At 71.6% G+C, this 25,785-nt stretch carries 26 protein-coding genes; 9 read left to right on the top strand and 17 right to left on the bottom strand.

Annotated elements, in window-relative coordinates:
- Positions 1–24 precede the first annotated feature (24 nt).
- The 4 genes from IE267_RS06235 to IE267_RS06220 are packed head-to-tail and all read left to right on the top strand — an operon-like array spanning position 25 to position 3,665.
- Positions 25–891 carry a CoA transferase subunit A gene (locus IE267_RS06235; protein WP_189762358.1) on the top strand — a complete coding sequence of 289 codons (867 nt, stop codon included), beginning with the start codon at positions 25–27 and terminating at the stop codon, positions 889–891.
- Positions 888–1,634 carry a CoA-transferase subunit beta gene (locus IE267_RS06230; RefSeq protein WP_167153916.1) on the top strand — a complete coding sequence of 249 codons (747 nt, stop codon included), beginning with the start codon at positions 888–890 and terminating at the stop codon, positions 1,632–1,634. Before IE267_RS06235 ends, IE267_RS06230 begins: the two co-directional genes overlap by 4 nt.
- Complete coding sequence (locus tag IE267_RS06225; RefSeq protein ID WP_189762357.1) at positions 1,631–2,707, top strand: NAD(P)H-dependent flavin oxidoreductase; 1,077 nt, start codon at positions 1,631–1,633, stop codon at positions 2,705–2,707. Before IE267_RS06230 ends, IE267_RS06225 begins: the two co-directional genes overlap by 4 nt.
- A gap of 34 nt (positions 2,708–2,741) precedes the next feature.
- Positions 2,742–3,665, top strand: a complete 924-nt coding sequence (locus IE267_RS06220; protein ID WP_229860769.1) for a tyrosine-protein phosphatase — start codon at positions 2,742–2,744, stop codon at positions 3,663–3,665.
- On the opposite strand, the gene IE267_RS06215 is transcribed toward IE267_RS06220, so the two are convergent.
- The 3 genes from IE267_RS06215 to IE267_RS06205 are packed head-to-tail and all read right to left on the bottom strand — an operon-like array spanning position 3,662 to position 4,468.
- The gene (locus IE267_RS06215; RefSeq protein ID WP_167153912.1) at positions 3,662–3,928 is read right to left on the bottom strand and encodes a hypothetical protein; all 267 of its coding nucleotides are present in this window, start codon (positions 3,926–3,928) and stop codon (positions 3,662–3,664) included. The two genes, IE267_RS06220 and IE267_RS06215, sit on opposite strands and share 4 nt — an antisense overlap.
- Positions 3,925–4,182: a hypothetical protein gene (locus IE267_RS06210; protein ID WP_167153910.1), complete on the bottom strand. Its 258-nt coding sequence runs from the start codon at positions 4,180–4,182 to the stop codon at positions 3,925–3,927. Before IE267_RS06210 ends, IE267_RS06215 begins: the two co-directional genes overlap by 4 nt.
- 19 nt (positions 4,183–4,201) lie before the next feature.
- Positions 4,202–4,468 carry a hypothetical protein gene (locus tag IE267_RS06205; RefSeq protein ID WP_229860767.1) on the bottom strand — a complete coding sequence of 89 codons (267 nt, stop codon included), beginning with the start codon at positions 4,466–4,468 and terminating at the stop codon, positions 4,202–4,204.
- A gap of 106 nt (positions 4,469–4,574) precedes the next feature.
- Between IE267_RS06205 and IE267_RS06200 the strand changes: the two genes are divergently transcribed.
- A complete protein-coding gene (locus IE267_RS06200; protein WP_167153908.1) occupies positions 4,575–5,411 on the top strand; it encodes a helix-turn-helix domain-containing protein in 837 nt (278 codons plus the stop codon).
- Positions 5,408–5,617 carry a DUF397 domain-containing protein gene (locus tag IE267_RS06195; RefSeq protein ID WP_167153906.1) on the top strand — a complete coding sequence of 70 codons (210 nt, stop codon included), beginning with the start codon at positions 5,408–5,410 and terminating at the stop codon, positions 5,615–5,617. Before IE267_RS06200 ends, IE267_RS06195 begins: the two co-directional genes overlap by 4 nt.
- Positions 5,618–5,689: 72 nt before the next feature.
- On the opposite strand, the gene IE267_RS06190 is transcribed toward IE267_RS06195, so the two are convergent.
- From IE267_RS06190 to IE267_RS06170, 5 genes are all read right to left on the bottom strand, one after another.
- A complete protein-coding gene (locus tag IE267_RS06190; RefSeq protein ID WP_444545455.1) occupies positions 5,690–7,366 on the bottom strand; it encodes a DEAD/DEAH box helicase in 1,677 nt (558 codons plus the stop codon).
- Positions 7,367–7,488: 122 nt separating this feature from the next.
- Positions 7,489–7,692, bottom strand: a complete 204-nt coding sequence (locus IE267_RS06185) for a cold-shock protein (protein WP_030362889.1) — start codon at positions 7,690–7,692, stop codon at positions 7,489–7,491.
- A gap of 291 nt (positions 7,693–7,983) precedes the next feature.
- Positions 7,984–9,141 carry an acetyl-CoA C-acetyltransferase gene (locus tag IE267_RS06180; RefSeq protein WP_189762355.1) on the bottom strand — a complete coding sequence of 386 codons (1,158 nt, stop codon included), beginning with the start codon at positions 9,139–9,141 and terminating at the stop codon, positions 7,984–7,986.
- Positions 9,142–9,252: 111 nt separating this feature from the next.
- Positions 9,253–9,867 carry a TetR/AcrR family transcriptional regulator gene (locus IE267_RS06175; RefSeq protein WP_167153900.1) on the bottom strand — a complete coding sequence of 205 codons (615 nt, stop codon included), beginning with the start codon at positions 9,865–9,867 and terminating at the stop codon, positions 9,253–9,255.
- Positions 9,868–9,888: 21 nt separating this feature from the next.
- Positions 9,889–10,677: an SDR family oxidoreductase gene (locus IE267_RS06170; protein WP_189762505.1), complete on the bottom strand. Its 789-nt coding sequence runs from the start codon at positions 10,675–10,677 to the stop codon at positions 9,889–9,891.
- Between the two features lie 96 nt (positions 10,678–10,773).
- Here IE267_RS06170 and IE267_RS06165 point away from each other — a divergent pair, with 96 nt between their 5' ends.
- Both IE267_RS06165 and IE267_RS06160 read left to right on the top strand, forming a co-directional pair.
- A complete protein-coding gene (locus tag IE267_RS06165; protein ID WP_189762354.1) occupies positions 10,774–11,943 on the top strand; it encodes an acyl-CoA dehydrogenase family protein in 1,170 nt (389 codons plus the stop codon).
- Positions 11,940–12,920, top strand: coding sequence for an acyl-CoA dehydrogenase family protein (locus IE267_RS06160; protein WP_189762353.1), 981 nt, complete (start codon positions 11,940–11,942; stop codon positions 12,918–12,920). The genes IE267_RS06165 and IE267_RS06160 overlap by 4 nt, the downstream gene beginning before the upstream one ends.
- 52 nt (positions 12,921–12,972) lie before the next feature.
- On the opposite strand, the gene IE267_RS06155 is transcribed toward IE267_RS06160, so the two are convergent.
- The 9 genes from IE267_RS06155 to IE267_RS06115 form a co-directional block, all read right to left on the bottom strand.
- Positions 12,973–13,695, bottom strand: a complete 723-nt coding sequence (locus IE267_RS06155; protein WP_167153894.1) for an SDR family oxidoreductase — start codon at positions 13,693–13,695, stop codon at positions 12,973–12,975.
- A gap of 144 nt (positions 13,696–13,839) precedes the next feature.
- The gene (locus IE267_RS06150; protein WP_189762352.1) at positions 13,840–14,379 is read right to left on the bottom strand and encodes a pyridoxamine 5'-phosphate oxidase family protein; all 540 of its coding nucleotides are present in this window, start codon (positions 14,377–14,379) and stop codon (positions 13,840–13,842) included.
- Positions 14,380–14,420: 41 nt separating this feature from the next.
- The gene (locus IE267_RS06145) at positions 14,421–14,957 is read right to left on the bottom strand and encodes a HutD/Ves family protein (RefSeq protein WP_229860766.1); all 537 of its coding nucleotides are present in this window, start codon (positions 14,955–14,957) and stop codon (positions 14,421–14,423) included.
- Positions 14,954–15,673: a vWA domain-containing protein gene (locus IE267_RS06140; RefSeq protein WP_161253199.1), complete on the bottom strand. Its 720-nt coding sequence runs from the start codon at positions 15,671–15,673 to the stop codon at positions 14,954–14,956. Before IE267_RS06140 ends, IE267_RS06145 begins: the two co-directional genes overlap by 4 nt.
- 207 nt (positions 15,674–15,880) lie before the next feature.
- Entirely contained in the window at positions 15,881–16,993 is a 1,113-nt protein-coding gene (locus IE267_RS40090) for a hypothetical protein (RefSeq protein ID WP_189762504.1), read from the bottom strand.
- Between the two features lie 14 nt (positions 16,994–17,007).
- Positions 17,008–17,226 carry a hypothetical protein gene (locus tag IE267_RS06130; RefSeq protein WP_189762351.1) on the bottom strand — a complete coding sequence of 73 codons (219 nt, stop codon included), beginning with the start codon at positions 17,224–17,226 and terminating at the stop codon, positions 17,008–17,010.
- Between the two features lie 195 nt (positions 17,227–17,421).
- The gene (locus tag IE267_RS06125; protein WP_167153886.1) at positions 17,422–18,882 is read right to left on the bottom strand and encodes a glutamate synthase subunit beta; all 1,461 of its coding nucleotides are present in this window, start codon (positions 18,880–18,882) and stop codon (positions 17,422–17,424) included.
- Positions 18,875–23,440: a glutamate synthase large subunit gene (gltB, locus tag IE267_RS06120; protein ID WP_167153884.1), complete on the bottom strand. Its 4,566-nt coding sequence runs from the start codon at positions 23,438–23,440 to the stop codon at positions 18,875–18,877. The genes IE267_RS06125 and gltB overlap by 8 nt, the downstream gene beginning before the upstream one ends.
- Positions 23,441–23,852: 412 nt before the next feature.
- On the bottom strand, positions 23,853–24,584 hold the full coding sequence (locus IE267_RS06115) for a VIT1/CCC1 transporter family protein (RefSeq protein ID WP_161245071.1): 732 nt from the start codon (positions 24,582–24,584) through the stop codon (positions 23,853–23,855).
- Positions 24,585–24,822: 238 nt separating this feature from the next.
- Between IE267_RS06115 and rbsK the strand changes: the two genes are divergently transcribed.
- Complete coding sequence (gene rbsK / locus IE267_RS06110; protein WP_189762350.1) at positions 24,823–25,710, top strand: ribokinase; 888 nt, start codon at positions 24,823–24,825, stop codon at positions 25,708–25,710.
- Positions 25,711–25,785 lie beyond the last annotated feature (75 nt).

Raw genomic sequence — 25,785 nt, 5'->3', positions numbered from 1 at the left:
GGCGGCCACCGAGGAGGCCTCTTCGTGACGGACAAGACCATGACGCCGGAGGACGTCGTCGCCCGGCTGAGCAGCGGCATGACGCTGGGCATCGGCGGCTGGGGCTCGCGCCGCAAGCCGATGGCCCTGGTGCGCGCCCTGCTCCGCTCCCCCGTCACCGACCTGACGGTGATCTCGTACGGGGGTCCGGACGTCGGCCTGCTCGCGGCCGCCGGAAGGGTGCGCAAGCTGGTCGCGCCGTTCGCCACGCTCGACTCGATCCCGCTGGAGCCGCACTTCCGCGCCGCGCGCCAGGGGGGCGCCTTCGAGCTCGTGGAGGTCGACGAGGCGATGTTCATGTGGGGGCTGCACGCCGCCGCCAATCGGCTGCCGTTCCTGCCGGTCCGGGCGGGCATCGGCTCGGACGTGATGCGGGTCAACCCCGACCTGCGCACGGTGACTTCACCGTACGAGGACGGCGAGACGTTCGTCGCCATGCCCGCCCTGCGCATGGACGCGGCGCTCGTCCACCTCAACCGCGCCGACCGGCTCGGCAACGGCCAGTACCTGGGCCCCGACCCGTACTTCGACGACCTGTTCTGCGAAGCAGCCGACAGCGCGTACCTCTCGTGCGAGCGGATCGTGGACGCGTTCGGGGACGACGGCGGGAGCGGCCCGGGGGGCGTGGTGCCGCAGTCCCTGCTGGTCGGCCGGTACGCGGTGACCGGGGTCGTGGAGTGCCCGAACGGGGCCCACTTCACGTCCTGCGTGCCCGACTACGGGCGGGACGAGGCGTTCCAGAAGCTGTACGCGACCACGCCCTGGGCCGAGTTCGCCGAGCGCTTCCTGTCCGGGCCCGACGAGAAGTCCTACCAGTCCGCGGTGCAGAGCTGGCACGAGGAGCAGAAGTGACGACGAGCGCCGTGCGGGTGACCCGCGCCGAGTACTGCGTGATCGCCTGCGCCGAGGCCTGGCGCGACAACGGGGAGGTGCTCGCCAGCCCCATGGGCCTGATCCCGTCGGTCGGGGCCCGGCTCGCACGGCACACGTTCTCGCCCGACCTGCTGCTCACCGACGGCGAGGCGATGCTGGTCGGACCCGACGGGAGGCCCGAGGGCTGGCTGCCCTACCGCAGGCACCTGGCGATGGTGACCGGCGGCCGGCGGCACGTGATGATGGGCGCGAGCCAGATCGACCGGTTCGGCAACCAGAACATCTCCTGCATCGGCGCCTGGGAGCGGCCCGCCCGCCAGCTCCTCGGGGTGCGCGGCGCACCGGTCAACACCCTGAACAATCCGGTGAGTTACTGGGTGCCGAAGCATTCGACGCGGGTGTTCGTGCCGAAGGTCGACATGATCAGCGGCGTGGGCTACGACAGCGCGGCGGCCGCGGGCCCCTCCGCGACCCGCTACCACCGCATCCCGCGGGTGGTGAGCAATCTGGGCGTCTTCGACTTCGCGACCCCGGACCACTCGATGCGGCTCGCGTCCCTGCACCCCGGCGTCACCCTCGACGAGGTCGGCGAGGCAACGGCGTTCGAGCTCGCGGTGGCGGACGAGCCGGCGTACACCCGGGAGCCCACCCCCGAGGAGCTCCGCCTGATCCGCGAGGTCATCGACCCGGACGGGCTGCGCGATCGCGAGGTGCGGCCATGACGGCCGCGCCCGCGGAGCCCCGGATCGGGACGGCCCTGACCAGGCTGGTGGGCGTGCGGCACCCGATCGTGCAGACCGGCATGGGCTGGGTCGCGGGCCCCCGCCTGGTCTCGGCCACCGCGAACGCGGGTGCCCTCGGCATCCTCGCCTCCGCGACGATGACGACCGCCGAGCTGCGGGGGGCCGTCCGCGAGGTCACGTCCCGTACCGGGGAGCCGTTCGGCGTCAATCTGCGGGCCGATGCCGCCGATGCCCGCGAACGGGTGCGGATCATCATCGAGGAGGGCGTGCGCGTGGCGTCCTTCGCGCTCGCCCCCTCCCGCGAACTCATCGCCGAACTGAAGGACGCGGGGGTCGTCGTGATCCCGTCCATCGGGGCCCGGCGGCACGCCGAGAAGGTCGCGGCGTGGGGCGCGGACGCGGTGATCGTGCAGGGCGGCGAGGGCGGCGGCCACACCGGCGAGGTCGCGACGACCGTGCTGCTGCCGCAGGTCGTGGACGCCGTGGACATTCCGGTGATCGCCGCGGGCGGCTTCCACGACGGCCGGGGCCTGGTGGCGGCGCTCGCCTACGGCGCGGCGGGCGTCGCGATGGGCACGCGCTTCCTGCTGACCTCCGACTCGACGGTGCCGGACGCGGTGAAGGCGAAGTACCTGGAGGCGACGGTCAAGGACATCGCGGTCACCACGGCCGTGGACGGCCTGCCGCACCGCATGCTCCGCACGGAGCTCGTCAGGTCCCTGGAGGCCGGGGGCCGTGCCCGCGCCCTCGCGCAGGCGGTGCGGCGCGCATCCGGGTTCCGCAGGATCTCCGGCCTGTCCTGGCCCCAACTGGTCCGCGACGGACTGGCGATGAAGCACGGCAAGGACCTGACGTGGAGTCAGACACTGCTCGCGGCGAACACGCCGATGCTGCTGCGGGCGTCCATGGTCGAGGGTCGCACGGACCTCGGGGTGATGGCCTCGGGCCAGGTGGCCGGGGTCATCGAGGATCTGCCGAGCTGTGCGGAGCTGGTCGGCCGGGTGATGGAGGAGGCGGCGCGCACCCTGGGCGCGCTGCGGAACGTGCGGTAACAACCCTATTGCACACGGGAGTTGACGGATCACCATGAACCACTCCACCCGAAGGGTGACACGAGTCGCCCGGGGCGCTGTCGCCGCGGCCGCCACGGCCCTGGCGATGGGCGTGCTGCCCGCGACCGTGCCGGCGGCCGCGGCCGCCTCGCACCACCAGACCGCCGCGCCGATCCACCAGATCGTGCTGCAGGGCGCGGTGAACGTCCGTGACCTGGGCGGCTACGGGACGTACGACGGCGAACGCGTCCGGTACGGGGTCGCCTACCGGGCCGACGCGCTGAACAAGGTGACGGACGCGGACGTGGCGGCGCTCGGGCGGCTCGGGCTGCGCGAAGTGGTCGACTTCCGGACGCCGTTCGAGCTGCAGTACGACGGCCCCGACCGGCTGCCGCCCGGGCTCGCCCCGACATCGCGCCCGGTCACCGACAGCGGCCTGTACACGCAGATGCTGACCGCGATCGGGTCGAAGGACCCGGCGACGCAGGACGCGATGCTGGGCCACGGGAAGGCGGAGGCGCTGATGCGCACGGTGTACGGGGCCTTCGTCTCCGACCCCGCCGCCCGCGCACAGTTCGGGGCGACCCTGAAGGACCTCGCTTCGGGCCGCGGCCCCCTGCTCCTCCACTGCACCTCGGGCAAGGACCGTACGGGGTGGCTGAGTTACGTACTCCTGCGCGCGGTGGGCGTGCCCGAGGCGACGGCACGGGGGGACTACCTGGCGTCCAACACCTTCCGGGCGGCGGCGGACGCGGCACTCCGGGCCGGTCTGAAGCAGTCCGGGGTGATGCAGAACCCGGATCTGCTCATCCCGCTCCAAGAGGTGCGGGTCGACTACCTCGACGCGGCACTGTCCCAACTCGCCTCTCAGTACAGGGACTTGTACGGATACCTGACGCGGGGGCTGGGGCTGACCCTGCCCGACTTGGCGGGGCTGCGGGCCCGACTGGTGGCCTAGGGTCTGTCCGGATCGGGTTCCTCGCCCCGTAGTCGAGCGAGGAAGTAGCGGCGCTCTTCGCTGCGGTCCCACGGGTGCCCGACCACCGCGTGCACAAAGCCGAGTTCGACGCAGAACTCCAGGAGCTCCGGGTCGCGAGATGCGCACACCTCCTTGATGATCTCGACGACCATGGCGCACGCGGCGCAGCGCCCGGGGCCGGCGGGGCCGGGCCGTGGTTTCCGGAAGTCCGTGGTCCGCAGGGCGGCGAAGTCCAGCATCATGATCCGGCCCCCGCATCCTCGGCCGGGTCGGCCAAGGTCACCACCGCCATGTCCTGCACCGTGCGCGAGAACAGCGCGTGCCCCGTGCCGGCCGTGTGGTGGCACATCTCCTGGCTCGCCTTCTCGTGCTCGGCCGTCGGCAGCACGACCCAGGAGCAGCAGTCGGCCAGGCAGTACGCCGAGACGCTCAGCCCGCCGTCCGGGTGCGAGCTGACGCGGTAGCGCACGTTCCGGGCCGTCGACCGGGCGCTCATCGGAACCACGCCCTACACATCAACAACTCCTCTTCACCGGGGAGTTGAGCACCTGCGCCCGGCCGAGCTCGACGGCCGAAAGGGGCCGCAGGGCCTCGGGCCGGGTGGCCCACTCCACGCCGCCACCCGGCGGGCGCAGGTACACGCTCCCCGCGAAGCGCTCCTGCACCACGCCGATCCTGTCGCCGTTCGCCGTATCCACCGCGTACTCGACGGCTTCCTCGGCCGGGCATGTACGACAAGTCGGCGGCGGCGGGCTCCCGACGGCCCTATTCTCACCAGACACGACAACTCCTCTCCGTAGCGGAACCACTACCGGGGGGATTCAGCGTGGCCCAGACGAGGGAACCGTTCAATCTGTTGGATCGGAACGAAAGGTCGGTGAACAGCCCTTGAACCGGAAGGAGTTGACGCCGGACGGCTCACCACAAGAGGCCTTCGGGGCGCGTCTGCGCAGCCTGCGGGAGGGCCGGGGCTGGACGCAAGATCACCTCGGCGACCTCATGGACTACTCCAGTGTGCATATCTCGGCGATCGAAACTGGTCGCAAGCCTCCGACCCTTCGCTTCTCGCGTAGCGCGGACCGGGTGTTCCGCCTCACCGGCAGCGCGGACGCGTTCGAGCACGAGTTCCGGAAAATGCGTCAGGGCTCCCTGCTGGAGGGATTCCCGGAGTACGTCACGCACGAAGCGCGGGCCGTAGAGCTGCGGCTGTACGAAGTGGGCGTCATCCCCGGCCTGCTGCAAACCAGGGAGTACGCGGCAACACTGGAGGCGGACGCGGTACGGCGGGAGGCAAGTACGCCCGAACAGGCGGAGGAACGCGTCGAGTTGGCGATCCGGCGTCAAGCCATCCTGGCCCGCACCCCGTCCCCCTTGATCCACGCCGTACTGGATGAGAGTTGCATCCGCAGGCCGATGGGGGACTCTTCAGTCATGGAGGCTCAGTTCGCCCGTCTGCTGGAGTTCGCGGAGATGCCGCACACTCTCCTCCAGGTCGCCCCGTTCACGATGGGGGCACGCAGACCGTTCACCCTGCCGGTGACCTTGTTGACCATGCCGGACCGCTCGATCATGTCGTACGCCGAGTCGTCGCAGCGGAGCAACCTGGAGCGGGACAATGCCGCTGTCGTGCCCATATTGAAGGCGTACCATCAGCTTCAAGCCGAGGCGCTGCCCCAGGCGGCGTCCCTGGCCCTGATCGAGCAAGTAGGAAAGGGTTTCAAGTGACGACCGAATCCCCCCGCTGGTTCACGAGTTCGTACAGCGGCAACGGCGGCCAGTGCATCGAGGTCGCCACGAACCTCGCCGCCACGCGCGGCCTGGTCCCCGTCCGTGACTCCAAGGCACCCAACGGCCCTGCCCTGAGCCTCCGTACGCATGCCTTCTCTTCCTTCGTAGGAAGCATCAAGGCCGGAGAGCTCGGCGCCAACTGACGTCGCGAGCGCCACCAGTAAGCCCCGCCCTTTCACTTCGGAAGGGGCGGGGCTTGCGGCTGTCGAAGGAGATCAGGCTCCGGCCCGGCCCCGGCCCGCGCCGCCCTGGCCGCGCCCGCGCCCGCCCGCGGAGCGGGACGCCGACGATCCCTGCGCACGGGCAGCACCGCCACCCTGCGTACGAGCAGCACCACTGCCCTGCGCACGGGCAGCGCCGCCCTGCGTACGGGCAGCCGCACCCTGGCCGCGCCCGCCCTGGGAGCGGGAGGCGGCACCGCCCTGGGCCGGGCCCTGGGCGCGGCCGCCGCGGGAACCCCGGCTGCGGCCGCCGGAGGACGCCCGCTTGGGCTCCGGCTGGGCCGGGACCTCGATGACGACCGGCACGCCGGACGGCTCGCGCGCGCCCGTGACCCGTACGAGCTCCTCGGAGCTCGACTTGATCTCGGCCGTCCGCGGCCGGATGCCCGCGAACGACATGAGCTTGGTCATCTCACGCTTCTCGTCCGGCAGGACCAGCGTGACGACGCTGCCCGACTCGCCCGCGCGGGCGGTGCGCCCGCCGCGGTGCAGGTAGTCCTTGTGGTCGGTCGGCGGGTCGACGTTGACCACCAGGTCGAGGTCGTCGACGTGGATGCCCCGCGCCGCGACGTTCGTCGCGACCAGCGCGGTGACCTGACCGTTCTTGAACTGGTCGAGGGTGCGGTTGCGCTGCGGCTGGGAGCGTCCGCCGTGCAGACCGGCCGCCCGGACCCCGCTCGCGAGGAGCCGCTTGACCAGCCGGTCCACCGAACGCTTGGTGTCCAGGAACATGATCACCCGGCCGTCGCGGGCCGCGATCCGCGTGGTGACGGCCTTCTTGTCCGTCTCGTCCATGACGTACAGGACGTGGTGTTCCATCGTGGTGACAGCGCCCGCCGACGGGTCGACGGAATGCACGACCGGGTCGGTGAGGAACATCCGGACCAGGCGGTCGATGTTGGCGTCCAGGGTGGCCGAGAACAGCATCCGCTGCCCGTCCGGCTCGACCTGCTTGAGCAGCGCCACGACCTGCGGCATGAAGCCCATGTCGGCCATCTGGTCGGCTTCGTCGAGGACGGTGATGCCCACGTTCTCCAGCGAGCAGTCACCCCGCTCTATGAGGTCCTTGAGCCGGCCCGGGGTGGCCACCATGACCTCGGCGCCGCGCCGCAGCGCGTTCGCCTGCTTGGTGATGGAGAGGCCGCCGACGACGGTGGTCAGGCGCAGGTTCACGGCCGTGGCGTACGGCGTGAGCGCGTCGGTGACCTGCTGGGCGAGCTCGCGCGTCGGCACGAGGACCATGGCGAGCGGCGCCCTGGGCTCGGCGCGCCGGCCCGCGGTGCGGGCGAGCAGGGCGAGGCCGAAGGCGAGGGTCTTGCCGGAGCCGGTGCGCCCGCGGCCGAGGATGTCGCGGCCCGCGAGCGAGTTCGGCAGGGTGGCGCCCTGGATCGGGAACGGCTCGGTCACGCCTTGCGCGTCGAGCGTCTTGAGCAGCGCCGCGGACATGTCCAGGTCGGCGAAGGCCTCGACGGCCGGCAGCGCGGGGGTGAGGGTCTCCGGCAGTGTGAACTCGCCCTGCGGCGCCATCGTGCGGCCCTTGGCGGGCTTCGCGGACTTGGCGGCGGGGCGGCCGGAGCTCCTGCGGGCACCGGAACTGGAACCGGAACCGGAACGGGAGCCGGTACCGGCACCGGAACCGGCACCGGGGCGCTTGCTGGTCATGCGCGTCATACGGAATTTGCCTTCCTGGGACAAGACAGCACAAGCCGGGACCCGCACCTGAGGGTGCGGGCCCCGGCTGCGAAATTCGCGAGCCACGGAATCCGCGGCTGCAAAATACGCCTCGTCGGCGATTAGGCGGGGACGATGTTCTCCGCCTGCAGGCCCTTCTGGCCCTGGGTGACCTCGAAGGAGACCTTCTGGCCCTCAAGGAGCTCACGGAAGCCGGAGGAGGCGATGTTGGAGTAGTGGGCGAAGACGTCGGGGCCGCCGCCGTCCTGCTCGATGAAGCCGAAGCCCTTTTCCGAGTTGAACCACTTCACGGTGCCAGTAGCCATGTCATTTCTCCTAAGACAGGGGCAGTTCCGGAAATCCGCGGTTTACGGATTCCTCGTCGCCGCATTGAGCCCATCCGGAGAAACCCCGGAAACAAATAATGCGCCTGAGGATCATTCCCGTCAGGCGCACATAAAGTATATGGGTACCAAAACTGCAACAGCCACCACGATAGCACGACCCCCTGTGGCCCGTCCGTGGGGCACGTCACTAACGGGGGCGCCGGTGCTGCACCGACCAGGACGCCGGTGCTGCGTGGACGGGGCGCCCCCCGGGGCCGGGCGCGGCACGTCTCAGAGGCGCTCGATGATCGTCACGTTGGCCTGGCCGCCGCCCTCGCACATCGTCTGGAGGCCGTAGCGGCCTCCGGTGCGCTCCAGTTCGTGCAGCAGGGTCGTCATGAGCTTCACACCGGTCGCGCCGAGCGGGTGGCCGAGCGCGATCGCGCCACCGTTGACGTTGACGCGGGCCGGGTCGGCGCCGGTCTCCTTGAGCCAGGCGAGCGCCACCGGGGCGAAGGCCTCGTTGATCTCGACCAGGTCGATGTCGTCGATCTTCATCCCGGCCTTCTTCAGGGCGTACGCGGTGGCGGGGATGGGCGCGGACAGCATGCGGATGGGGTCCTCGCCGCGCACCGAGAGGTGGTGGACGCGGGCGCGCGGGGTCAGGCCGTGTTCGGCGACGGCGCGCTCGGATGCGATGAGGAGGGCGGCCGCGCCGTCGGAGACCTGGGACGAACAGGCCGCGGTGATGGTGCCGCCCTCCAGGACGGGCCGCAGCGCCGCCATCTTCTCCAGGGTGGTGTCCCGGCGCGGCCCCTCGTCCGTGGTGACCTCCCCGTAGGCGACGCACTCGCGCGTGAAGCGGCCCTCGTCGATGGCCCGCAGGGCCCGCCGGTGCGAGCGCAGGGCGAACTCCTCCATGTCGCGGCGCGTGATGCCCCACTTCTCGGCGATCAGCTGCGCGCCGTGGAACTGGTTGACGGGCGCGTCGCCGTAGCGGGCCCGCCAGCCTTCGCTGCCGAGGTAGGGGCCGTCGGTCAGGCCGAGCGGTTCGGCGGCCTGCCGCGAGGCGAACGCGATCGGGATCATCGACATGTTCTGGGTGCCGCCGGCCACCACCAGGTCCTGGGTGCCCGACAGGACGCCCTGGGCCGCGAAGTGGACGGCCTGCTGGGACGAGCCGCACTGACGGTCGACGGTGACACCGGGCACCTCCTCGGGCAGACCCGCGGCCAGCCAGGACGTGCGGGCGATGTCGCCGGCCTGGGGGCCCACGGTGTCCAGGCAGCCGAAGACCACGTCCTCGACGGCGGCCGGGTCGACGCCGGAGCGCTCGACGAGCGCCTTCAGTACGTGGGCGCCGAGGTCGGCGGGGTGGACCGCGGAGAGCCCTCCGCCGCGCCGGCCCACCGGGGTGCGTACCGCTTCGACTATGTAGGCCTCGGCCATGCCAACTCCCCAGATACGTATACGAGTTACGTGCGTGTGCGCGTCAGGTACGGGTGCGGGTCAGGTACGGATGCGGGTCAGGTACGGGCGCGGGTCAGGTGCGGATGCGGGTCAGGTGCGTACGGCGATTCCGTCCAGGACCATCGAGAGGTACTGGCGGGCGATCTCCTCCGGGCTGTGTCCGCCTCCGGGCCGGTACCAGGACGCGGCGACCCACACGGTGTCGCGCACGAAGCGGTAGGTGAGGCGGATGTCGAGGTCGGTGCGGAACGCGCCCGCCGCGACGCCGCGCTCCAGCGTCCCCAGCCAGGCCTTCTCGAACTTCTGCTGGGATTCGGTCAGATAGCGGAAGCGGGGCAGCACGGCCAGGTGCCGGGACTCCTTCTGGTAGATCGCGACGGCGGCGCGGTGCCGGTCGATCTCCCGGAAGGACTCGGTGACCAGGGCCTCGATGGTCTCGCGAGGCCCGAGTCCGGCGGCGAGTACGCCGTCGTAGCCCTCCCAGAGCTCGTCCAGGAAGGCCGAGAGGATCTCGTCGAGCATCGACTCCTTGGAGTCGAAGTGGTAGTAGAGGCTGCCCGCGAGCAGGCCCGCCTCGTCTGCGATCCGGCGCACGGTGGTCGCGTTGTAGCCCTGGGCGGCGAACACCTCGGCCGCGGTGGCGAGGAGTTCGCGCCGCCGCTCGGGCGAGGCGGTCACCTGCGTCTTCTTCTTGTTCGTCGGCACCGGACCATTGTGCTGCCCCGGCTAGGCGTGCTGGCTGCTGACGGAGACGACCTCGCCGGTGAGGTACGAGGAGTAGCCGCTGGCCAGGAACACGATGACGTTGGCGACCTCCCACGGTTCGGCGTAGCGGCCGAACGCCTCGCGGGCGGTGAGCTCTTCGAGCAGTTCGGCGGAGGTGACCTTCACCAGGTGCGGGTGCATGGCGAGGCTGGGGGCGACCGCGTTGACGCGCACGCCGTAGGCGGCGGCCTCGACGGCCGCGCACCGGGTGAGCGCCATGACGCCCGCCTTGGCGGCGGCGTAATGGGCCTGGCCTGCCTGGGCGCGCCAGCCGACGACGGAGGCGTTGTTGACGATCACGCCGCCCCGGCCCGAGTCCTTGAAGGCGCGCAGGGCGGCCCGGGTGCAGCGGAAGGTGCCGTTGAGGGTGACGTCGAGGACCTTGGACCAGGCCTCGTCGGTCATGTCGACGAGGGAGCAAGTGCCGCCCAGACCGGCGTTGTTGACGACGATGTCGAGCCCGCCGTGTTCGCGTGCGGCGAGCGCGAAGAGGGCGGCGACCTGTTGTTCGTCGGTCACGTCGCAGGGGACGGAGGCGATGCGGTGCGCGCCGAACTCCGCGGCGAGCGCCTCCTCGGTCTCCTTCAGGCGGCGGGCGTGGGCGTCGCCGATGACGACGCGGGCGCCCTCTTCGAGGAGCCTGCGGGCGGTGGCCCCGCCGATCCCGGCGCCGGCCGCCGCGGTGACGACGGCGGTGCGACCGTCGAGCAGCCCGTGGCCCGGTACGTACTGAGCCTTGTTGTCCGTCACCCGGGCCTGGCCGACCGACACCTGAGCCTTGTTGTCCGTCACGGCGCCACGTTAACCTACCAAACACTTGTTAGGGAAGGATGGTGTGCCGCACCCATGGACCTGGACCCCACGCCCGATCAGGAGGCCTTCCGGGCCGAGGCGCGCGACTGGCTCGCCGCGCACGTTCCGTCCACCCCGCTCCCCTCGCTGGAGACCGCGGCCGGTTTCGCGGCCCACCGGGAGTGGGAGGCCCGGCTGTCCGCGGACCGGTGGTCGGTGGTGTCGTGGCCCGAGGAGTACGGGGGGCGGGGCGTCGACATCTTCCGCTGGCTGGTCTTCGAGGAGGAGTACTTCGCGGCGGGTGGGCCCGGCCGCGTCTCGCAGAACGGCATCAACCTCCTCGCGCCCACCCTCTTCGACCACGGCACGCCCGAGCAGCGGGCGCGCATCCTGCCGGACATGGCGAGCGGCGCGACGATCTGGGCGCAGGCCTGGTCCGAGCCCGAGGCGGGCTCCGACCTCGCGTCGCTGCGGTCCAAGGCGGTGCGCACCCAAGGGGGTTGGCTGCTCTCGGGGCAGAAGACCTGGTCCTCACGGGCCGCGTTCGCCGACCGCGCCTTCGGTATCTTCCGCAGCGACCCCGCGGCCGCCAAGCCCCATCAGGGCCTGACCTATCTGATGTTCGACCTGCGGGCACCGGGGGTCGGCGTCCGCCCCGTCGGACGCCTCGACGGCAAGCCCGCCTTCGCCGAACTCTTCCTCGACGACGTCTTCGTGCCGGACGAGGACGTGATCGGCGAGCCCGGCGCGGGCTGGCGGATCGCCATGTCGACGACCGGCAACGAGCGCGGCCTGATGCTCCGCTCCCCCGGCCGTTTCCTGGCCTCGGCCGCGCGGCTGGTGGAACTGTGGCGCACGGCGGGCGACCCGGCGGACACCGCGCTGCGCGACCGGGTCGCGGACGCGGTGATCGGGGCGCGCGCCTACCAGCTCTTCACCAGCGCGGGGGCCTCCCGCTTCGCCGAGGGCGGGGCGATCGGCGCCGAGTCCAGCCTCAACAAGGTGTTCTGGTCCCAGTACGACATCGCCCTGCACGAATGCGCGCTCGACCTGCTCGGCCCGTACGGGGAGCTGTCCGACGACGCCGAAGAGGCGCCCGGGCACGGGAGTTGGGCCGAGGGGCATGTCTTCGCCCTGGCCGGTCCCATCTACGCCGGGACGAACGAGATCCAGCGCGACATCATCGCCGAGCGGCTGCTCGGCCTGCCGAAGGGCCGCCGATGAGGTTTCTGCTCACCTCGCAACAGCTGGACTTCGCCCACTCCCTGGACGCGATGCTGGGCGCGGCGGGTACCTCCGCGGCGATACGGGCCTGGGCCTCGGGGGACGCGGGCCCCGGGCGCGACGTCTGGTCGCGGCTCGCCGGCGCGGGGGTGTTCGCGCTCGGGGTGCCCGAGGCGTACGAGGGGCTCGGTTGCCTGGCGGTCGAACTCGCGCTCTCCTGCGTGGAGTTGGGGCGGCATGCCGTGCCCGGCCCGGTCGTGGAGACGGTGGCCGCCGCCGCGCTGCTCGCCCGACTCGCAGAACTGGGCGAGGACGGCCCCGCCAAACGGCTGCTGCCCGGCATCGCCTCGGGCGGGTGCGTGGCGAGCGTGCTGCTGCCCGGCGCGGGCCCCTACGCGCTCGACGCGGACGTGGCGGACGCGGTGCTCGTCGTGGCGGACCACGAGCTGCGGCTCGCCCCGGGGCACGGGCCCGTCCAGCCGTCGGCCGACCCGGCGCGGCGCCTGGCGCGACCACTTCCCGGCGGCGAACTGCTTTACGCAGGGCCCGAGTTGGCCGATGCCGTCGCCCACGCCACCGGCTGGGCGCGGCTCGCCGCGGCCGGGCAGAGCCTCGGGGTCACCGAGGCCCTGCTGTCCCGGACGGTGGCGTACGTCAAGCAGCGCACCCAGTTCGGGGCGCCGATCGGCTCGTTCCAGGCGGTCAAGCACCGGCTCGCGGACACCCTGATCGCGATCGAGTTCGCCCGGCCGCTGCTGTACGCGGCCGCGCTGTCGCTCGCGCCGGGCGAGGTGGCCGCGGCGAAGGTGACGGCCGGGGAGGCCGCGTACGGCGCCGCCCGCACCGCGCTGCAACTGCACGGCGCGGTCGGCTACACGCAGGAGCTCGACCTGTCGCTGTGGCTGCGCAAGGCCCGGCCGCTCAGGGATGCCTGGGGCTCGCCCGGCGAGTGCCGGGCGCGGGTGCTGGCCGGTTGAGTGGATCGTGCGGCCCGCGCCAGGGGGGCGGGCCGGGCCGTGGCCGACTGGGTCAGTGGACCTGGCCGGTGGGGCGGACCACCACCTGGTTCACCTCGACCCCGGAGGGCTGGGCGAGCGTCCAGACGATGGCCTCGGCCACCTGATCGGGGGTCATCGCCGGGCCGTCCGGGACCACGCCCGTCGGGTGGCTCTCCCAGAACGGGCTGTCCACCCGGCCGGGCGCGACCAGGGTCACGCCGACGCCCGAGCCGGTGACCAGGACGCGGGTGTTCTCGGCGAGCGAGGTGAGCGCGCCCTTGGTCACCGAGTACATGTTGCCCGGGGTGTTCTTGATCCCCGCGGTGCTGCCGACCATCACGATGCGGCCGCCGTTCTCGGTGAGGGCGGGCAGCGCGGCCTTCACCAGGACGGCGGGGCCGAGCACATTGACCATCAGCATCTCGCGCCAGTGGTCGGGGTCGCCGTCGGCGAGGTTGTCGTGGGTGGAGAACCCGGCGTTGGCCACGACGTGATCGAGCCGCCCGAACGTCTTCAGCGTCGCTTCGACCGCGGCGCCGACGGACGCGAGGTCCGTGGTATCGGCCGCGATCGCCAACACCCGCTCCCCCGCGCCCAGTTCGCCCGCGAACGCGTCCAGCCTGGCCTGGTCGCGACCGGTGACCGCGACCCGGTGCCCGGCGGCCAGGAGCCGCCGGACCGTCGCGGCGCCGATCCCGCTCGCCCCGCCGGTGACGAGGGTGACCACGCCGCTGTCGTGCCTGCCGTCGCTCATGAACTCTCCTCGGTCCTCGAACCCGCCGCGTGCCCGGGCGACTGTAACGCGCGGCGGCTCGCGGTTCGCGGTTCGCCGTTCGTCGTTCCTGGGGTTCGCGGTCCGGGGTTCACGGCTCACGGCTCACGGCTCACGGCTGATGGTTCAGGCGTCCTCGCGCACCGATTCCGCGCCGTTGCCGCGTCTGAGGGTGCGCAGCGCGGTGCCGGGCCGCCAGACGCGTACGACCATCTCGTCGTTCTCGATGCCGGTGTACACGACCTCGGTCGGCTCGACGCGGAAGAGGAGGAACGGTTCGGGCGGCGACGCCTGCGCGACGAAGGACGCGAGCGCGGCCGGGTCGGTGACCCGCACCGCGCGCCCGCTGACCCGTACGTCACCGTCGGCCATTTCGGCGTCCGGGCCCGGGTTGGCCTGCACCGAGAATCGCGGGTCGCGCAGCAGGTCGAGGGCCTTCATCGAACCGGGCATCATGCCCAGCAACAGCTCGCCGTCCCGGAAATCCACCTCAAGGCCGGTCACCCGGGGCGAGCCGTCCCTGCGCAGGGTGCCCAGGACGTGGTGCTTGTACTTCTTGAAGCGGGCCTCGGCGAGGGCGGCGAACTGCGGCTCGGCCCGGTGGAACGCGCTCCAGTCCCGCGCCGGGGGCGCTGTCGGCGTGGTCGCCGTGTCTTTGGTTTCCATGGTTCCAGGAAACCCCGGATACCCGACATCCCCTGTCCGGATTACCGGGCCGGAAGGGTGACGACGGCCGCGTGGCCCTCGGCCCGTACCGTCGTCGCGCCCGGTTCGACGAGCTGGGCGTCGTAGGGGTCGAGAAGGACGCCGCCGACGTGGGCGGGTGCGTCCAGGGCGACGACCAGGGCGGGCCCGGCGACCGTCAGCCCGCCCCGCACCACGGCGACCGTCGGGGCGGGGGTGCCCCGGCGGAACATCACGTTGAAGTTGACGACCGGGCCGGCCAGGAGCCGGCAGTCGGTGGGGGCGTCGCCGGGGAAGCGCTGCGGCACGAACCTCTCGTCCACGAGCCGGCGTCGGCCCCCCACCAGAAGGTCCATGCCGGCGCCCTCGACGACGGTCAGGATGCGGTCCACCCCCGGGAATCCGGAGAACGGGCCGTCCGCGCCGACATCGGCGAGGCTGACCCGCCACACGAAGTCGGCGGTCCCCGCCCCCTCGGGGTGGGCCAGGATGTTCCGGGTCACCCCGCCGCCGTTGCGCCACGGCACGGCTCGCAGGTCGGCGGCTCGCAGCGTCCTCACCGTACGATCCCTTCCGCCCGGGCGGCGCGCAGCCACTGCGGGAACTCGCCGAGCAGCCGGTCGTAGAGCTGGGCGTCGGTCGTCCGGCGCGGGTCGGTACCGGCGGCGAAGAAGCCCGCGTTGTCGACGCGGCGGCGCTCGGGGACGGCCAACTCGTCGAGCCTGCGCAGGAAGTCGAACTGATGGCCGCGGGGGTCACCGAAGCCGATGAACTGCCAGAACATGGGCAGGTTCGCCGCCTTGCAGACGTAGCGCTCGGCGGCGAGCCTGCTGCTCGGACCGCCGTCGGTCTGGAACACGACGAGCGCGGGGGCGCTCGCGCCGCTCTCCAGGTAGTGGTCGATGACGGCGTCCATCGCCACGTGGTAGTTGGTGCGTCCCATGCGGCCGAGGTTGGCCACGATCCGCTCGATGCGGCCCTGGTGGTTGTGCAGGGCGATCTCGGTCTCGGCGTCGATGTCCGTGGAGAAGAACACGACCGGGACGCGGCCGTCGTCGTCGAGGTGCGCGGAGAGGCCGAGCACGCGGTCGGCCAGCGCCTGCACGCTGCCGTCCCTGAAGTACGGGCGCATCGAGCCGGAGTGGTCGACGACGAGGTAGACGGCGGCCGTCTCGTCGTCGAGGCCGTACTTCTCCAGGGACGCGGCGGCGTGTTTGTAGAGGGAGACGAGCGCGGGGGCGCGCTCCTCCACCTTCTGGAGGGACAGGGCGGGCATGCGGCTCCCTTCGCGCCGGGGTGCGGGTGACGAGGGTACGCCGCTTTGGCGGTGCGGGTGGGCTCCGCCCGGCCGGAGGTGTGCGGTCTCGTTCGGCTTGCCCTGTGCGCGGCTCCACGCGCGGGCGCGACCGCCGCATGCGACCCACACCCGAACACCCGACCCCCGAGCGGAACTTGAAGCCCCCGGCATCAGCGCCGTGAAAGGTCAGGTGCTCTCCCCCTGGTCCTGGAAGGCGGGCAGGGCGAAGATCCGTTCCTTGGCCCGGTCCGGCATCAGCTCCACCAGGGGCAGGACCAGATCCCAGAGGTTCTGTTTGTCGACCTCGCGCGCCAGGGCGTCCAGGTCCTCGTCCCCCAATGCCCCCGCCGCCTCGGCCACCGCCGTGCGGGAGGGCTCGGGGAGCAGTTCCACCAGGGGGAGGAACTCCGCCCACAGAGCCGTTGCCACCACCGCCGGGACCATTCCGGACAGGACCTCGGGGTCGGTGAGGGACGGGAGGAGGGCCACCGCCCGGCGGTCCTCTTCGGACAGGAGGGCCACCAGCGGGAGCAGGGACTCCCACAGGCCTTGCTCCGCCGTCGTGCGGACCAGGGCGTCGAGGCGGTCCTGGGGCAGGCGGGCGGCGAGGGTGGCGATGCGGGCGCGCTGTTCTCCCGTCACCATGCCGGCGACCGCGAGGGCCTCCGGCCACAGGCCGTCGGCGGCCGAGGCGATGACCCGGGCCAGGCGGTCCTCGCCCATCAACTCGACGATGTCGCCCAGGCGTTGGGGCTGGTCCACGGCGAACCCGGTGCGCAGCACCACCGCGTCGTCGACCTGCGGCAGGACGCGGACGAGCACCGAGTCGCGCAGATGACCGACGAAGCGGCCCATGGTGAGATGGTCGCCGCGTTCGGCGAGGGCGACGGAGATCCGTACGAGCAGGTTCTCGTCGAGGCGGTCGACGATGCCCCCGATGCGTCGGGGATCGAGGTGTGCGCAGGACGCGGCGGTGAAGGCGACGGGCAGCTTCTCGATGATGTCGGCGGCCCGGGCCGGCTCCAGGCGGCCCGCGACGGCGGCGGCCAGCCGTGGGCCGAGAGCCTTCTGCGAGATGGCGGCGGCGACGCCGGCCGGTACGAGTCTGGTGGCCTTGGCGATGCGGTCGAGCATGTCGGGCATGCCGTCGAACAGGGCGGCCACGGCCTGTTCGCGCAGGGTGCGCAGATCGTCCGCGGGCAGGTCGGCGAGGAAGGCGAGCCGTTCGGGGCGCTCGTCCAGGAGGGCGGCGAGCTTCTCGATCTCGGCGCGGGTGCGGAGCGGGTCGCGGGTGTCCATGGCAGTCACCGGCCTCACTTGAAGAGGATGCGGCGGACGGGGCCGCGGGCCAGGGCGGGCACGAGCCCGAGGGCCGCTTCGGCGGCCTCACCGAGACCGGCCGCGCGGCTTCCGCGTTCCTTGCTCAACGCGCCTGTCAGATAGGTGAGTTGATCCTCCGTCAGGCGGCCGAGGGAGGCCGGTGGCGGCGCCCCCAGCTCCGTGCTCAGGTGGGACAGCGCTTCGTTGCTCACGGGACCTCCCGAAGTCGGACGGCGGCTCGTCCCGAGACTGAGGCGCAATTGACTAATAGTCAATATGTGGCGCGGCCCCGACCCGTCGACCGGCCGGGCCCCGGACATGCCGCGGCGCCCGCCCAGTCGTCCGGTCGGGGACAGTGGGGCGGGCGCCGGTCAGTTCCGTACGTCGTTGTACGGGACGATGAGGGGTCAGACCGTGAGGGCGCGGTCCGTGGGGCGGATCGGGGCGGGCAGGTCGCTCGCGCCGGTCAGGTAGCGGTCGACGCCGCGCGCCGCGGAGCGGCCCTCGGCGATCGCCCAGACGATCAGGGACTGGCCGCGGCCCGCGTCACCGGCGACGAACACACCGTCGACGTTGGTCGCGAAGTCCGCGTCACGGGCCACATTACCGCGCTCGTCCAGTTCGAGGCCGAACTGCTGGACGAGACCGTTGGCCTGGTCGGTGCCGGTGAAGCCCATGGCGAGGGTGACCAGCTGCGCGGGGATCGCCCGCTCCGTGCCGGGCTTCGGCGTCAGCTTGCCGTCGATGAACTCGACCTCGGTCAGGTGCAGGGACTGCACGTTGCCGTCCTCGTCGCCCTCGAAGTGGGTGGTCGAGACGGAGTAGACGCGCTCGCCGCCCTCCTCGTGCGCCGAGGTCACCTTGTAGAGCATGGGGAACGTCGGCCAGGGCTGGCCCGGGTTCCGCTCGTCGCCCGGCCTCGGCATGATCTCCAGCTGGGTGACGGAGGCCGCGCCCTGACGGTGGGCGGTGCCCACACAGTCCGCGCCGGTGTCGCCGCCGCCGATGACCACGACGTGCTTGCCCTCGGCGGTGATCGGCGGGGTGACGAAGTCGCCCTCCTGCACCTTGTTGGAGAGCGGCAGGTACTCCATCGCGAAGTGGATGCCGTTCAGCTCGCGGCCGGGGACCGGCAGGTCGCGCGAGACCGTGGCACCGGCCGCGATGACGACCGCGTCGTAGCGCTTGCGCAGCTTGGCGGCGTCGATGTCGCGGCCGATCTCGACCTCGGTGCGGAACTTGGTGCCCTCCGCGCGCATCTGCTCGATGCGGCGGTTGATGTGCACCTTCTCCATCTTGAACTCGGGGATGCCGTAGCGCAGCAGGCCGCCGATGCGGTCGGCGCGCTCGTACACGGCGACCGTGTGTCCGGCCCGGGTCAGCTGCTGGGCGGCGGCGAGGCCGGCCGGGCCCGAGCCGATGACCGCGACGGTCTTGCCGGACAGCCGCTCGGGCGCCTGCGGCCGGACGTCGCCCGTGTCCCACGCCTTGTCGATGATGGAGACTTCGACGTTCTTGATGGTGACGGCGGGCTGGTTGATGCCGAGCACGCACGCCGACTCACAGGGAGCCGGGCACAGCCGCCCGGTGAATTCCGGGAAGTTGTTGGTGGCGTGCAGGCGCTCGGACGCGGCCTGCCAGTCCTCGCGGTAGGCGTAGTCGTTCCACTCGGGGATCAGATTCCCGAGCGGACAGCCGTTGTGGCAGAACGGGATGCCGCAGTCCATACAGCGCCCGGCCTGCTTGCTGATGATCGGCAGCAGCGAACCGGGAACGTAGACCTCGTTCCAGTCCTTGACTCGTTCGCCCACCGGGCGGGTCTTGGCGACCTCGCGCCCGGTGGTCAGGAAGCCCTTGGGGTCAGCCATTGGTCGCCGCCTCCATCATCTTCTCGGTGGTCTCCTGCTCGGAGAGGCCGGCGAGCTCAGCGGCGTCCTTGGCGGCGAGCACTGCCTTGTACGTGGTCGGGATGATCTTGCTGAAGCGGTCCACGTTCACGGACCAGTCGGCGAGCAGCTTCTCGGCGACCGTCGAGCCGGTCTCCTCGAAGTGGCGGCGCACGACGTCGTGCAGCCACTGCTTGTCGGTGTCGTCGAGGGACTCGACGGCGCCCAGGTTCCCGGAGTTGACGTTGTCGCGGTCCAGGTCGATGACGTAGGCGATGCCGCCGGACATGCCGGCCGCGAAGTTGCGCCCGGTCTCGCCGAGGACGACCGCGTGCCCGCCGGTCATGTACTCGCAGCCGTGGTCGCCCACGCCCTCCGAGACGACCGTGGCACCCGAGTTGCGGACGCAGAAGCGCTCGCCGGTGCGGCCGCGCAGGAACAGCTCGCCGCCGGTCGCGCCGTACGCGATGGTGTTGCCCGCGATCGTCGAGTACTCGGCGAGGTGGTCGGCGCCCCGGTCGGGACGGACGACGACGCGGCCGCCGGAGAGGCCCTTGCCGACGTAGTCGTTGGCGTCGCCCTCCAGGCGCAGGGTCACACCGCTCGGCAGGAAGGCGCCGAAGGACTGGCCGGCCGAGCCGGTGAAGGTGATGTCGATGGTGTCGTCGGGCAGGCCCGCACCGCCGAACTTCTTCGTCACCTCGTGGCCGAGCATGGTGCCCACGGTCCGGTTGATGTTGCGGATCGCGATCTGCGCGCGGACCGGCTGGGCGGCCTCGGCGGAGTCGGCCTCCAGGGCGTCGGCGGCGAGCTTGATGAGCTCGTTGTCCAGCGCCTTCGCGAGACCGTGGTCCTGCGGGACCAGCGCGTGGCGCACGGCGCCCTCGGGCAGCTCCGGCACGTAGAACAGCGGCTCCAGGTCGAGGCCCTGGGCCTTCCAGTGCGTCACGGCCCGGTCGGTGTCGAGGAGTTCGGCGTGGCCGACGGCCTCCTCGATGGTGCGGAAGCCGAGCTCGGCGAGGATCTCGCGGACCTCTTCGGCGATGAACTCGAAGAAGTTCACGACGAATTCGGGCTTGCCCGAGAAGCGGTCGCGCAGCGTCGGGTTCTGGGTGGCGATGCCGACGGGGCAGGTGTCGAGGTGGCAGACGCGCATCATGACGCAGCCGGACACGACGAGCGGCGCGGTCGCGAAACCGAACTCCTCGGCGCCGAGCAGCGCGGCGATGATCACGTCACGGCCGGTCTTGAGCTGACCGTCGGTCTGCACCACGATGCGGTCGCGCAGGCCGTTGAGCAGCAGGGTCTGCTGGGTCTCGGCGAGGCCGAGCTCCCAGGGGCCGCCCGCGTGCTTGAGCGAGGTCAGCGGGGACGCGCCGGTGCCGCCGTCGTGGCCGGAGATGAGGACGACGTCCGCGTGCGCCTTGGAGACACCCGCGGCGACCGTTCCGACGCCGACCTCGGACACGAGCTTCACGTGGATGCGCGCCGCCGGGTTGGCGTTCTTGAGGTCGTGGATCAGCTGAGCCAGGTCCTCGATGGAGTAGATGTCGTGGTGCGGCGGCGGCGAGATGAGGCCGACGCCCGGGGTGGAGTGCCGGGTCTTGGCGACCCACGGGTAGACCTTGTGGCCGGGCAGCTGGCCGCCCTCGCCGGGCTTGGCGCCCTGCGCCATCTTGATCTGGATGTCGTCCGCGTTGACCAGGTACTCGCTGGTCACACCGAAGCGGCCGGAGGCGACCTGCTTGATGGAGGAGCGGCGCGCCGGGTCGTACAGGCGGTCCGCGTCCTCGCCGCCCTCACCGGTGTTGGACTTGCCGCCCAGCTGGTTCATGGCGATGGCGAGCGTCTCGTGCGCCTCGCGCGAGATGGAGCCGTACGACATGGCGCCGGTCGAAAAGCGCTTGACGATCTCGGAGACCGGCTCGACCTCGTCGAGGGGGATCGGCTCGCGCTCCGAGTTGAAGCCGAACAGTCCGCGCAGGGTCATGAGGCGCTCGGACTGCTCGTTCACGCGGTCCGTGTACTGCTTGAAGATGTCGTAGCGCTTGTTGCGGGTGGCGTGCTGGAGACGGAAGACCGTCTCGGGGTCGAACAGGTGCGGCTCGCCCTCGCGGCGCCACTGGTACTCGCCGCCGATCTCCAGGGCGCGGTGCGCCGAGGGGACACCGGAGGCCGGGTAGGCCTTGGCGTGCCGGGCGGCGACCTCCTTGGCGACGACGTCGAGACCGGCGCCGCCGATCTTGGTGGCGGTGCCGATGAAGTACTTCTGCACGAAAGCCTCGTCGAGACCGACGGCCTCGAAGACCTGGGCGCCGCGGTAGGAGGCGACCGTCGAGATGCCCATCTTGGACATGACCTTCAGGACGCCCTTACCGAGCGCGTAGATCAGGTTGCGGATGGCCTGCTCGGGCTCCAGGCCCTCGATGAAGGTGCCGGCCCGCACGAGGTCCTCGACGGACTCCATCGCGAGGTACGGGTTGACGGCCGCGGCACCGTAACCGATGAGCAGCGCGACGTGGTGCACCTCGCGGACGTCACCGGCCTCGACGAGCAGACCCACCTGGGTGCGCTGCTTGGTGCGGATGAGGTGGTGGTGGACGGCGGCGGTGAGCAGCAGCGACGGGATCGGCGCGTGCTCGGCGTCGGAGTGCCGGTCGGACAGGACGATCAGGCGGGCGCCGCCCTCGATCGCGGCGTCCGTCTCCTGGCAGATGGCCTCGATGCGGGCGGCGAGCGCGTCGCCGCCGCCGGAGACCCGGTACAGACCGGAGAGCGTGGCGGCCTTCATGCCCGGCATGTCGCCGTCGGCGTTGATGTGTATCAGCTTCGCCAGCTCATCGTTGTCGATGACCGGGAAGGGCAGTGTGACGCTGCGGCACGAGGCGGCGGTGGGCTCCAGGAGGTTGCCCTGGGGGCCGAGCGTGGAGCGCAGGCTGGTGACCAGCTCTTCCCGGATCGCGTCCAGGGGCGGGTTGGTGACCTGCGCGAACAGCTGGGTGAAGTAGTCGAACAGCAGCCGGGGGCGCGCGGAGAGCGCGGCGATCGGCGAGTCGGTGCCCATCGAGCCGAGCGGCTCGCCGGCGGTGCGGGCCATGGGCGCGAGGATGACGCGGAGCTCTTCCTCGGTGTAGCCGAAGGTCTGCTGGCGGCGGGTGACCGAGGCGTGCGTGTGCACGATGTGCTCGCGCTCGGGCAGGTCCTCCAGCTCGATCTCGCCGGTCTCCAGCCAGTCCTTGTACGGGTTCTCCGCGGCGAGGGACGCCTTGATCTCGTCGTCCTCGATGATGCGGTGCTCGGCGGTGTCGACGAGGAACATCCGGCCGGGCTGGAGGCGGCCCTTGCGGACGACCTTCGCCGGGTCGATGTCGAGCACGCCGACCTCGGAGGAGAGCACCACGAGGCCGTCGTCGGTCACCCAGTAGCGGCCCGGGCGGAGCCCGTTGCGGTCGAGGACCGCGCCGACCTGGACGCCGTCGGTGAAGGTGATGCAGGCCGGGCCGTCCCAGGGCTCCATCATCGTGGCGTGGAACTGGTAGAAGGCACGGCGTGCCGGGTCCATCGACTCGTGGTTCTCCCACGCCTCGGGGACCATCATCAGGACCGAGTGCGGCAGCGAGCGCCCGCCGAGGTGGAGGAGTTCGAGCACCTCGTCGAAGGACGCGGAGTCGGAGGCGTCCGGCGTGCAGACGGGGAAGATGCGGTCGATCTTTCCGGCGCCGGAGTTGAACAGGTTGGACGCGAGCTGGGACTCGCGGGCCACCATCCAGTTGCGGTTGCCCTTGACCGTGTTGATCTCGCCGTTGTGCGCGACGAAGCGGTACGGGTGGGCCAGCGGCCAGGAGGGGAAGGTGTTCGTGGAGAACCGCGAGTGCACGAGGGCGACGGCGGTGGCACAGCGGCGGTCGGAGAGGTCCGGGAAGAACGGCTCCAGCTGGCCGGTGGTCAGCATGCCCTTGTAGACGATGGTCCGGGCGGAGAGCGACGGGAAGTAGACACCGGCCTCCCGCTCGGCGCGCTTGCGCAGCACGAAGGCCTTGCGGTCGAGCGCGATGCCGACCGAGCTGCCGTCGCTGACGAACAGCTGGCGGAAGGCGGGCATGGTGGCGCGGGCGCCGTTGCCGAGCAGCGCGGGGGTGACGGGGACCTCGCGCCAGCCGAGCACGGTGAGGCCCTCTTCGCCGGCGATCGTCTCGATCCGCGAGACGGCCTCCTCGGTCTCCTCCAGGGGCAGGAAGGCGATACCGACGGCGTACGAGCCGGCCTCGGGCAGCTCGAAGTCACTGACCTCGCGCAGGAACGCGTCCGGAACCTGGAGCAGGATGCCGGCGCCGTCGCCGGAGTCCGGCTCGGAGCCGGTGGCACCGCGGTGTTCCAGATTGCGCAGTACGGTCAGGGCCTGCTCGACCAGGTCATGGCTGGCAACCCCGGTGAGGGTGGCCACGAACCCGACGCCGCAGGCGTCGTGCTCGTTACGGGGGTCGTACATCCCCTGCTGGGCGGGGCGACCGTCCATGGGCGACCAGGCGTCGGAACGCATCGGCTCTCCCGTCGTCGTTGTGGCATTGGGGGCTCCCCCGCTCGATCGGATTCGAGAGCTTGGGGGGCGTATTACCGAGGGACGACGCTGGCCCTCTTGAAATTTCGTGCAGGTTACATGATGGAACGTATCTCGGGAACCGGATAGCGCATTCCAACATGCGGACACCCCGACGTGAGCTTCGTTGCCCACGGGGGCGCACAGGAGTGCGGTTATGGGTGTGTACGGCCTATGCCCGGCGGTAAAAGATCCGAAACCGCCGAGTAACGATTAGTTATTCGGGCCGATGCATACTCCGCCATTCTACGGCTTGAGGCCGGGCAGCGCGCAGGACGTACGTCACACGGGGCGGTGCCGATCGGCACCGCCCCGTGTGAGGAACCTCGGCGTTTCGGCGCCCGAGGGTGCCGCGTCAGCCGATGGCGGTGCCGAAGAACGAACCGATGCCGAAGGTGAGGGCCGCGGCCAGGCCGCCGAGGGCGAGCTGACGCAGGCCGCTGAACCACCACGAGCGGGCCGTCACCTTGGCGACCACCGCGCCGCAGCCGAAGAGGCCCACGAGGGCGAGCAGCACGGCCGGCCACAGCGCGGACGCGCCGAGCAGGTAGGGCAGCAGCGGCAGCAGCGCGCCGAGCGCGAAGGAGGCGAAGGAGGACACCGCGGCCACGGTGGGCGACGGCAGGTCCGAGGGATCGATGCCGAGTTCTTCGCGGGCGTGGATCTCAAGCGCCTGCTCGGGGTCCTGCGACAGCTGCCGGGCGACCTCGCGGGCGAGCGCCGGCTCGACGCCCCGCGACATGTAGAGCTCGGCGAGCTCGCGCTCCTCGTCGGCCGGGTGCTTGCGCAACTCCCGCCGCTCGATGTCGAGTTCGGCCTCGACGAGCTCGCGCTGCGAGGCCACCGAGGTGTACTCGCCGGCCGCCATCGAGAAGGCGCCGGCCGCGAGACCGGCGAGCCCGGTGATGACGAGGGTGCGGTGCGACACCTCGCCGCCGGCGACTCCGGTCATCAGGGCGAGGTTGGACACCAGTCCGTCCATCGCGCCGAACACGGCCGGGCGCAGCCAGCCGCCGTTGACGTCACGGTGCGTGTGGTTGTCGCGGTGCGCCTCGTGCAGCGTCGCTTCGGTCTCGATGATGGCCACGGTGGTCCCCTCACATTCGGCAGCGGGCAGCAATCAGGTCCCGCTCCCCCTCAACACCGTTGAACATACGCTCGATGTAAGGGCCCCGCCAGCAAGTAAGGCCTTACTCAGTGAGGGTGTACTCAGTAAGCCTGGCCTTGCTCAACAGCAGGTCAGCGGCCGTTTCGCCCGTTCTGCGCCGAACGCGCCGGGGCGCCCCCGGTCACCGAACCGGCCGCCCTCGGGAGACAATCCCGGCATGACCCGGATCACCGTGCTCGGCAGCACCAACATGGACCTCGTCGCCTACGTCACGACCGCCCCGCGCAACGGCGAGACCGTCACCGGCCACGAGTTCCGTACCGTCCCCGGCGGCAAGGGCGCCAACCAGGCCGTGGCCGCCGCCCGGGCGGGGGCGGAGGTCGCGATGATCGGCGCGGTCGGCACGGACGAGTTCGGCGGGCGGCTGCGGGCCACGCTCGCGGCCTCGGGCGTGGACATCGATCTGCTGCGCACCACCGAGGGGCCCTCCGGCACCGCCCACATCGTGGTGGACGGCGACGGGGCCAACTCGATCGTCGTCATCCCCGGCGCCAACGGCTCCGTCACCTCGCTCAGCCACGCGGACCGCGCGGTGATCGCCGAGGCCAGGTCCCTGCTGCTCCAGCTGGAACTCCCGATGAGCGCGGTCGTGGAGGGGGCCGAAGCGGCCCGGCGCAACGGGGTCCGTACGATCCTCACCCCCGCGCCCGCCCGGCCGCTGCCGCCCGAACTCCTCGCCGCCACCGACCTGTTGGTGCCCAACGAGCACGAGGCCGCCACCCTCACCGGCATCGCGGGCGACCCGGAGCGCGCCGCCGAAGCGCTGCTCGCGCACGTGCCCGAGGTCGTGATCACGCTCGGCGCGCGGGGCTGTCTGTACGCGTCCCGGGCACAGCGGGAGCCGGTGGCGGTCCTTGCCCCGCCGGTCACGGCCGTGGACACGACCGGCGCCGGGGACGTGTTCGTGGGCGCCCTGGCGGTGGCACTCGCCGAGGGCCGCCCGATGACGGACGCGCTCACCTGGGCGTCGACCGCGGCCGCGCTGTCCGTCCAGCGGCCGGGTGCGGTGACCTCGATGCCGTACCGGTCGGAGATCGACGGGTAGCCCTCCGGGGGGCCTGGGAGGAGGCCGGCCAGGGCAGTCATGCGCCCAGCAGAGCGGGGGTGGGGGGGGGGGGGG

Source organism: Streptomyces xanthochromogenes, assembly GCF_014650455.1.
Taxonomy (GTDB): Bacteria; Actinomycetota; Actinomycetes; order Streptomycetales; family Streptomycetaceae; genus Streptomyces; species Streptomyces xanthochromogenes.
Note: the sequence above shows the minus strand (reverse complement) of the source record. Positions and strands in the feature narration are given on the sequence as shown.